The following is a 9,366-nucleotide window of genomic DNA, read 5'->3' as shown; positions in this document are numbered from 1 at the left end:
CGGGGCGAGGATTGTTATCACGGCAGGCACCATCCCTCATTACTGCTAACATCGGTCCTGATGCAGCACAATTATTAGTTGTTGAAGGCTCCACGGCTAACACAGCGACAATTGCTGAATTTAATCAATCAATGCAAACCGATACGATCGTAGATGCTGATTATGGGCCAGCATTGAAAGGTTATTCTTACGCCATAAATGGATACGCTTATACAGGAAATAGCAATCAGAGAACTGTCGATACGAATACTCATCGGCCGTTAAACAACAATCCCTATTTTATTGCTGGCGGTACCCGCCCGCGCAACATCGCGTTTAGCTACATCGTGAGGGCCGCCTGAAGACTAAGAACTTAGCTGGTGAAACGGAGCCGGACGGATGTCGCGGCGGCGTAGCCGGACGGATGTCGCGGCGGCGTAGCCGGATAAACCCGGAGCATAACACCGGTAAACCACTGCGCGGTGAGGGGACTCACCGCGTTTTTACTCTGTGACCGGCAAGGTGATATTTCACCGTACTCTCGTTATAGTAGGCAGGTGGTTTGGATCAACGCGAGTGACATGATGAATACTGATGAAAAAACGCTGTTTCTGAATGCCATGGATGATGTCAAACCGCTAAAGCCGTCCGCCACTGTCGTTCATCTGAAACCCGCCCCGTCGAAAGCTGTGCCTTCTCGCCTGGAAGAACCGGAGCTGGATAATTTCCTGATCACCGGTTTTCTCGACCTGTTTTCATGCGAGGTGCCGCTGGAATTCAGACGAGAAGGTATCCAGCAAGGCGTTGTGGATAAACTGCGTCAGGGAAAGTATCCGCTGGATGCCAGTCTCAACCTGCTGCGTCAGCCGGTCGAAACCTGTCGGCAGAACCTGTTTGCGTTCATGTTGCAGGCGCAACGGGACAATTTACGTAATTTACTGATTATTCATGGGAAGGGCCGTCATGAAAAATCACACGCCAATGTCGTGCGTAATTACCTGTTCCGCTGGCTGCAGCAGTTTGATGCCGTGCAAGCCTTCTGTACTGCGCAACCGTTTCACGGCGGTGCCGGCGCCTGTTATGTGTCGCTTAGAAAATCCGATCAGGCCCGTCAGGATAACCGCGAGAAACACGCCAAGCGCAGCCGTTGATCTTTCCCCCGAACCAAAAGAAAACGCCCGGGTAACCGGGCGTTGGCGTATTAGTAACTGAGTTCTGCAACGACGGGCCGGCTATAGCCGAATTGTCCTTTGGCGAGAATCATCAGCGACGTCAACAGTGCAGGAATCGCCAGAATAGTAAACATGGTCGTCAGCCCCCATCCCATGCTGACCACCTGTGCGCCGGCAAACGCGCTCATGATGGCGCCCATTCGGCCAACCCCATGCATCCAGCCTGAGCCGGTGGCGCGGGCTTCCGTCGGGTAGTAACGGGCGGAAAGCGCATTCATGCCGGTGTTGGCGCCGTTGAGGCAAAATCCGCTGCTGAACGCCACCACCGCCAGAATCACAAAATAAGCGTGGGTGAAGCCAATCATCGCGGTGGCTGCGCCGCCGGCGGCGTAAATCATGCCAAGCGCCAGATGCGGGTTAACGCGGTCCATCAACCAGCCGGCAAACAGCGAACCGAACGTGCCGCCGGCCTGATACAAGGCGGTAATAATGGTGGCTTCGGTCACGCTCATGCCGGCTTCCTTGATGACGGTCGGCAGCCAACTGCCCAACAGATACACCATGAACAGGCCGAAGAAATAGCCACCCCACAGCATGACGCTGCCAAAACGGTAAGAGCGGGACAGCACCAGCTGAACGGCAAATCCAGGCGTTTTCTCTGCCACGGGCATGGCGAACTGGCTGTCGGCCTGACAGATGCCGGGAGCGATTTTATCCACGATGTGATGAATCTGACGCGAATCCGCCCGCTTGCTGACCAGGAACCGCACCGACTCAGGCAGCTTCATCAGCAGGAACGGCACCAGCAGCAGCGGCAAAATGCCGCCCATCAGCAGTACGGAATGCCAGCCCCACTGCGGAATCATCCACGAGGCGGCAAACCCGCCGCTGGCGGCGCCGAAGCTGAAACCGCAGAAGACCACGGTGATGATGAAGGAACGTTTTTTCTCCGGCGCAAACTCCGAGACCAGCGTACCGACATTCGGCATCGCCGCCCCCAGACCTAAACCGGTCAGAAAGCGGAAAATCACCATGTGCTGCAACGTCTGAGAAAATGCGGTTAACAAGGTCCACAAGCCGAACAGAAATACGCTGGCGATGATGATCGTTTTACGGCCGCGCCAGTCCGCCAACGGCCCGGAAACCATCGCCCCCACCGCCAGGCCGATCAGCGCCGCGCTGATAACCACGGCCAGCTCCGCGTTGCCGATTCCCCAGGCTGCTTTCAACGATGGCGCAATAAAGCCCATGATGGCGATGTCCATGCCATCAAGCGCAATAATACAAAAGCAAAGAAAAACAATCAGTTTCTGGTAAGCGCCAAGAGGACGCTGATTAATCAGCTGGCGTACGTCAATCGCGGTGGAACCTGTCACGCTTTTTCTCCAACAATACCGCACAAATGTTCACAATGGCTTACACTGTAAACAATTATTTCCGATAGGGAAATATAATGGCGGGAAAAAATTTCAGGCGCAGGGCAAATAAAAGCGGCGCACCGTAAACGGGGCGCCGCCGGGTAATAAATGCGAAGCGGATTAGTAAAGCGGCTGGGGCAGATGGATAACCCATAACTGGCTGGTTGCCTCATCCTTCGGCAGCGGTTCCAGCTCTAGTCGGGTATCGACGGGTTTGCCGTCCAGTTGTAGCGTGCCATCAGGGCCTACCTGATATTTACCGATCTTCTTTACATCTTTGGCGGGATTGACCAGTACGGACTGTAAACCAAAATCGTTGTCGTTGGTAACCGCCAGGGTACGGGCATCGATTAGCGCTAACCCTTCTGCTTTCTCAGGTTTCCAGCCCAACTGGCGCAAATCGACCAGTTGCTGCTTTTTCGCCAGTGCAACACCGCGTTTCGCCAGCGTTTCGGCATCATTCCACTCTGCCGGCTGTTTCGCATCCAACGCGCTCAGATCGCTGGCCTGGCTCAGGTCAACACGGTAAATCAGGTTATGCATCACCTTGTTTTTATCCGCACCTTGCTCAATCACCAGCACTTCATGATCGTTGAGCGCAACCATATCGCCGATTTTGGCGTCGCCGGTCTTTTTCCACTGATCTTCGTCCAGCGGATAGCCGTACATAGCGGTTTTGCCCGTGGCCGGATCAAAGCTGACCAGGCGAGTAAATAACGCCTTGTTTTGGGTTTTCCCTTCGATATCCAGCGTACTTTGTACCGCGGCCAGAATGCGGCCGTCCGGCATGCGGGTGATGCCTTCAAAGCCGCGGTTAGGCTGGCGCCATTTCAGAATATTGGGTAAGCCGCTGGCTACGCCTTGTTCGCCGTTGAGCGGCGTCGGGCCGACTTTCTTCAGGATTTTTCCCTGCGCATCCACCTGAATCAGGAACGGGCCGTATTCATCCGATAGCCAAAATCCCCCCTGACCATCCGGGGTAATGCCTTCGGTGTCCAGCCCACGGCGATCATCCGTTAGTTTTTGCAGAGCATCGCTGAGCGCCACTTCATTGGTGGTGCCGACCAACGAGCCGGGTAAGGGCAAGCCGCTGATAGGGCCGGCCTCATCATGCAGTTTGCGCAGCGCCGTGGCCTGTGCGCTTTTGGCATCCACGGTGATGGTCATGATGGCGGGGGTAAAATCAGGCGCGGCGAAGATCTTCGCATCTTTACCCTGATATTCCGGCGCATCGGCGTTCGGGCCGCGATCGGTAACGGTAACGAACGTCAGTTTGTCGCCATCCCGCCCGATAAATGACAACCCAGAACCGACCCCCATTGGAAAACCATTGGGGAAACGCGTCTGCCATTTACCGTGGTAACTGACCCGATCGTTATCAGGAAAGGTAATCTGGTACTGCTCGGTTTGAATATCCGCCGCCTGAACTATCTGGGCCATCAGCAGCAAGGGGAGAAATGATAAATGAAGGCGCATGGTCGAACCCCGTAAAAGAAATCGGCGACATCACACTAAAACTGTAATACGACGTTTTTATGACAGTACAGGCTGACAACAATACATATTGTAAAACGCGGTGAGTCTCCTCACCGCGTTGCGGTTTATAGATGATTAGGCACCGGGTTTATCCGGTCAGGACACTACTGATGCGATATCTGCTATCAGGCAGCCCTTACGATGTAGTTAAAAGCGATATTGCGGGGGCGGGTGGCACCATACCCAAACTGCCAACCATTTGAATCCAAATCTTGCGCACCCGACGCCTCCACATTTATAGCGGAGCGTAGCATGCCATAATCGCCTTTATTAACAACATCAAACCCCATGGATTTGTATGTATTGGCACTATCGTTGTTTGCATGTATCAACGCTCCAACATTTACTGAAGCTAAGTTAGGATCTGAAATAGTCAGAGTTCCTTTTTGCCAACTTAGCAATTCACGGGCAACATCCGCCCCGCGCCCATCATCCCAGCCGCGAATAAACTCGCCGCGCAGATCCGGCAGAACCCCGCCGGGGTACGCCAGCGCCAGTTTGGGAAAGGCGTTTTTATCGAACGCCTGACCGTTGCATTTCAGCCAGCCGGCCGGCGCCGTCGCCTGCGGCCAGGGCAGCGGTATACCCGCCAGGTCGGCGGTTTTCAGTACGTCGCTTAAACCCAGGTTTGCGAGAAAAGCCGATTTGTCAGCGATGTCGGCGCCGTTCTGCTCTTTGAGCAGGGCGACGTTTTTGACGAATGCGGTGGTGGCCAGCTGCGTGGAGTTGGCGCTTTTTCCCGCCGTTGGCGCGGTGGGCGTGCCGGTCAGCGCTGGACTATTGAGCGGGGCATACTGCGGGTGAGGGTTGGCGGCTGCAATATGGGCGCCGAGTTGGGTGTCGGCGTAAGCCTTGACCTGAATGGCGCTATCATCGACGTATTGACGAGTAGCCAGCACCACAGCCGGGTCAATCTTCAGGCTAATGGCTTCGGTCGTGCTGACAATCAGGATCATGCGCACGGTTTGCACCCGGCCAGAGCCTTCCTGCAGCTGCGGTTTATAGGTTTCGGCACAGTTTGCGACCGCGATCAGATCGCCGTCGCTGTCGTACAAGCCGATTTCGCGGATCCACCAACCGCCTTCATTCTCAGGAATAACCTGCTCGGCAATGATCTGGTTGGTGTTTTGCGCGTCGATGCTTAGCGCGTTGAGCGCGGCGCGGCGTTTTTCATTGACCAGTTTGGTTTGAGCGGGCGTCGGCGTCGGCAGGCTGCCGCCGCCATCGCCCACCGCCATTTGCGTGATAGCCAGATGGCTACCCAGCGCGGTGGCGTTAGCCAGCTTCGTCGCGCCGGTGTTCGTCAGTAAAGCAAAGTATTTTGTACTCATGCAGATTACTCATACGGTTAACAAGATAGGATGTCGCAGGGCGACATCGGAGAAGCCGGACTGGCCGACGGGCGATGACCACCGGTATGTCCGGCTGTGGATAGGCGGTGTCCCGGCTCGCGTTGCGGGCGCAGACCCCAAAGGCGTTATCGGGTTATGGCGCGATGAGCTGGGGTACGCGCGCCCGCTTTGGTCGTGAAGTGCTTACCCGGGGACACTGCCTGGGTAGAGGTAGTATGCGAAGTCGGCGCCGTCAGCGCATCCGGCGGGCGTTGTTAGCGTGGAGAGACAACATGTGAAGACAGCATTCGGCGGCGATGCAGCCATAAAAAAAGCCAGCGCAGGCTGGCTTGGAACGAGTGGGGAAATCAACCGCCGACGTGCATGTCATCGATTAGGTGAATAGCCGCGCCATTGATCTCTTCGCCTGAAACGCTGATGGTTTCCGGGAAGTAGGGGTAGATGGTGAGTTCGTCGCCGCTATAGGAGCCGGCGCCCATTGACAGCGGGCCAGAACTGTCCAGGGTGATGTTTAACCCCAGCATCTGGCGGCTAACCGGTTTGGCGTCGGCAATCAGGCGCTCCAGTTCCTGAAAGGACTCTTCCGTGATCCCTGACTCCTGGACACCGATATCCAGCCGGAAAGTGCCGGGCGCGTCGCCGGTTTGCCACCATTCCTTGATGCGAATCAGATATCCCAGCGGTTCAACGACCCGGCGTAGCGCGCCGATCGTGCCCTTGTGGCGATGGATAAAAAACGCATCCCGGATGACCTTGCGTTTGACGGTTTCCGACCAGCTTTCATCCCAGCGGTCAACCGATAGCGTCCAGGCCAGATAAGGCAGTAGCTCGACCGGACAGGTATCCGGATTCCAGAGCTGACGCAGGGGAACCGGTACTGCCTCCAGCCTGGCGCCGGTGATGGCAACGGCATGTTCCAGCGGTGATGAGCCGGGTGGCAGCAGGGGGCTTTTATTCATCCGTTCCCCCCAGCGTCAGGGTATAACCGGTACAGTGCGACGCCTGGGTATCGTCCAGCACGATATCCGCCGCCGGGCGAGTCAGCTCTACCCGCTGTACCCCTTCCACATGCAGGGCGGCGTAGATGGCGGAACGGCGGATATCGCGGCCCAACCGGTGCTGGCTGCTGACGTAACTCTGCAGTTTCTTCTCGGCGGCGGCGCGGATCGGCTCGACTTCCGGGCCGGGATACAGGTAAAGCGTGGCGTTGATATCGTAAGGAACGATCACCGCCGATTGGACGGTAACCCGGTCAGCCACCGGCCTGACGTCTTCGGCGTTCAGCGCCGCATTGACGGTGGCGATCAGCGTATCGCTGGCGGCGCCGTCGTTTTCCCGCGACAGGACCGACACCAGCACCTGGGCGGGGCTGGGGCTGATGACCGAGATATCCGCCACCTGGCCGCTGGCGCTGCGCCCGTGGAACTGGTAGGCGCCGATGGAGCCTGCCACGCTCAGGCCTTCATACGCCTGTTGAATGCGCAGACGAAAATCGGTGTCGGACTCCATCACCGCGGCGGTTGGGGGGACGGTGGTGGTGTCGGCCGGGGTGATCACCAGTCGGGAGACGTTGACGTTGGCGCCCAACTGGTCCAGATCGTTGCCTTGGGCAAACGCCAGCATCCCGGCCTGAGCGGCTTCATTGATGCGCTGGCGCAGCAGTAGCTCGCGATAGGCGTTTTCCTGCAACAGTTTCACCATCGGCTCCGACTCCAGCGTCAGGGCGCGCGCGATAGCTTCACGCTCGTCGGCGCTGTAGAGCGACAGCAGGGTTTCTTTGCGCGTGGCGTACAGGGTTTCATAATCCAGCGTTTCGACCACGCTAGGGGCGGGTAATTGACTTAAATCGATAAGAGGCATGATCTCAGCTCACGGGAATGGTTAACGAAAGGGATGTGCCGTTGCCGGCCAGGGTGCCGGAAATATCCACAATCAACTGGCCGTCGTAGTGGCTTTCCATTGAGATGGACGTCAGCGTCAGCCGTGGCTCCCACTTCAGCAACGCGACATAGCAAGCCGCCTGCACCTGTAGTTTCAGCGCGGGCGTTTGCGGTTGGTCGATCAGGGTGGAAAGCAGCGAACCGTAATCGCGCCGCATGACCCGGCTGCCTTGCGGGGTGGTCAGAATATCGCGCACGCTTTGGCGCAGATGTTCCAGATCGCTGAGGCTGCCGCCGGTGCTGCGATTCATGCCGGTGTATGACGTGCTGGTCATAAAGGTCCTCCTGTTGTGCCGCCGCCATTCTGTACGCCGCTGTGCTGATGGGTATGTACCACCACGCCATTGGAGGAGAAACTTCCTCCCGAGTGGGTGACGCTGCCGGTGATGCTGCCGCCTTGCTGAACGTCGATGGTCTGGGTGATTAATTTGTGCGTACAGACGACTTCCGGGGTGTCCAGCGTGATGCGCTGGCTGGCGTTGACGGTGACGTTTTTCGTGGTGACGGTCACCGATTCCGATGCGACAACCGTCGCGCTCTTGATGCCGGTGACGGTCAGCGCGCCGTTGGCCGGTTCGTATTCCATCACCGCGCCATCAGGGAAGCGGATGTGGCAGGCATCCGCAGAGGCCGATGGGGCCGGATGGTGTTCGCTGTAAATACCCGGTAAAACAAATGCCGTATTGAGTTCGCCTCCTATTGCAAGCAGTAACACCTGTTCACCCACCGACGGCGCCCACCATTCGCGGGAACTCCCCGCACGACGGGACAGCCAGTGGAGCCATCCGGTGACCATGCCACCGGTCTGCACGCGGCAGCGTGCCTGTTGGGTATCGACCTCGGTGATGACGCCGATACGAATCAGGTTACGCAGCGCGCGCTGGATTTCGGAGAGATATTCGTATGTATTCATGGTGGGAAGCATGCGTCTTCCCGCGGAATGAGACAATTTGCCGTGGTTGTGTGGCGGATGGCCCCACCGATCTTTGCGTCACGGCTTTTGCATCACGACTTTCGCATCACGACCAACCGCAGTGACGCTGCGAGAGCGGAGTAAGGGGTCAGTATCGCGCCGGGTCCGGTTTATTGACGAACATGTGCGTCAGGTAAGGCGAACCCTGTCGGAAGAATGGGGTGAATGGTACGCAGGTGTGGGTACTGCGGCGGTTGTCGATAATGAGCAGATCGCCCCGCTTTAAATTGAGCCATTGCATGCTGTTTTTCAGCAGCGGGTCGAGCTTCAGCAAGGCATATCTGGCGGGCGAGGTCAGGGGATACGCCAGGTCAGGCGTACAGGTCAGAAATGGGTCGTGGTCGGCGCTGAGGAGACTGAACGGCGTGTTCTCCTGGCTGACGGCGCCGGGGCGCAGCGCGTACTGCGGCAGGCATAATTCAGTGCGGGTGTGCTGATCCACATGTGTCATGACATGACGAAGACTGGCGATGCCAACCAGTATTTTGAAGACGGACGTTTCACTCAGGCAATACAGCAACAGAAAGTCGGGCTGGGTAAACACCGGCGTTGGCGAGTCCGCGGTGGACGTCAGCAATCCGTAGGAAGAAAAAATGCTGGTGAGCTGCGGCGACGCGCCGGGAACGGCTGTCTGGCTGCAATACGGGTCGCCCAGATGGCAGCCGAACAGATTAAGCAACTTTCTGGATTTTTCACGATTGGCGTTGCAATGGGTGTTCGTATTTTCGGGAAGGGACGGACGGATATCTTCCGTGATTTTCGGGTAATAAAGAAATCCTTCATTGTTACCAAAATGTTTAAAGTGGAATAATTCCTTTCGTATATTACGTGGCAAACTTCGGCTTTTATCCAATTGTGTTTCCCTTCAGTTATTCAACCCAAAAGAGAGTAGGCGAGGTAATAACATCAGCCGATTTTCGCTGACGAAACATGGAAGGTTATAGGGTATTACTGATTAATCCCGGGCGATAACAGTAGAAAACGATTTCTGAAATA

9 protein-coding genes and 1 pseudogene are annotated in these 9,366 nt (G+C 56.7%); 2 read left to right on the top strand and 8 right to left on the bottom strand.

Features of this window, described 5'->3' with window-relative positions; translation table 11 throughout:
- Positions 1–341 (top strand): annotated as a pseudogene (locus DXX3274_RS23990) (phage tail protein); the annotation flags it as partial.
- A 222-nt stretch (positions 342–563) separates the two neighbouring features.
- The gene (smrA, locus tag DXX3274_RS12535; RefSeq protein ID WP_042862094.1) at positions 564–1,130 is read left to right on the top strand and encodes a DNA endonuclease SmrA; all 567 of its coding nucleotides are present in this window, start codon (positions 564–566) and stop codon (positions 1,128–1,130) included.
- A 50-nt stretch (positions 1,131–1,180) separates the two neighbouring features.
- Here smrA and DXX3274_RS12530 read toward each other — a convergent pair whose 3' ends face one another.
- From DXX3274_RS12530 to DXX3274_RS12495, 8 genes are all read right to left on the bottom strand, one after another.
- Positions 1,181–2,527, bottom strand: coding sequence for an aromatic acid/H+ symport family MFS transporter (locus DXX3274_RS12530; protein WP_042860035.1), 1,347 nt, complete (start codon positions 2,525–2,527; stop codon positions 1,181–1,183).
- Between the two features lie 162 nt (positions 2,528–2,689).
- Entirely contained in the window at positions 2,690–4,045 is a 1,356-nt protein-coding gene (locus tag DXX3274_RS12525) for an esterase-like activity of phytase family protein (RefSeq protein ID WP_042860034.1), read from the bottom strand.
- A 185-nt stretch (positions 4,046–4,230) separates the two neighbouring features.
- Positions 4,231–5,436 carry a phage tail protein gene (locus tag DXX3274_RS12520; protein WP_042860033.1) on the bottom strand — a complete coding sequence of 402 codons (1,206 nt, stop codon included), beginning with the start codon at positions 5,434–5,436 and terminating at the stop codon, positions 4,231–4,233.
- 368 nt (positions 5,437–5,804) lie between these two features.
- On the bottom strand, positions 5,805–6,416 hold the full coding sequence (locus DXX3274_RS12515) for a phage tail protein I (protein ID WP_042860031.1): 612 nt from the start codon (positions 6,414–6,416) through the stop codon (positions 5,805–5,807).
- Positions 6,409–7,317: a baseplate J/gp47 family protein gene (locus tag DXX3274_RS12510; protein ID WP_042860030.1), complete on the bottom strand. Its 909-nt coding sequence runs from the start codon at positions 7,315–7,317 to the stop codon at positions 6,409–6,411. The genes DXX3274_RS12515 and DXX3274_RS12510 overlap by 8 nt, the downstream gene beginning before the upstream one ends.
- 4 nt (positions 7,318–7,321) lie before the next feature.
- On the bottom strand, positions 7,322–7,672 hold the full coding sequence (locus tag DXX3274_RS12505; RefSeq protein WP_038919316.1) for a GPW/gp25 family protein: 351 nt from the start codon (positions 7,670–7,672) through the stop codon (positions 7,322–7,324).
- Positions 7,669–8,310, bottom strand: a complete 642-nt coding sequence (locus DXX3274_RS12500) for a phage baseplate assembly protein V (protein WP_033111903.1) — start codon at positions 8,308–8,310, stop codon at positions 7,669–7,671. Before DXX3274_RS12500 ends, DXX3274_RS12505 begins: the two co-directional genes overlap by 4 nt.
- 148 nt (positions 8,311–8,458) lie before the next feature.
- A complete protein-coding gene (locus tag DXX3274_RS12495; protein ID WP_152495261.1) occupies positions 8,459–9,049 on the bottom strand; it encodes a hypothetical protein in 591 nt (196 codons plus the stop codon).
- Between the last annotated feature and the right edge of the window lie 317 nt (positions 9,050–9,366).

The sequence above is a fragment of the Dickeya sp. NCPPB 3274 genome (assembly GCF_000406205.1).
GTDB lineage: Bacteria > Pseudomonadota > Gammaproteobacteria > Enterobacterales > Enterobacteriaceae > Dickeya > Dickeya fangzhongdai.
The sequence above is the reverse complement of the archived record's forward strand: the minus strand, read 5'-3'. Positions and strand labels throughout refer to the sequence as shown.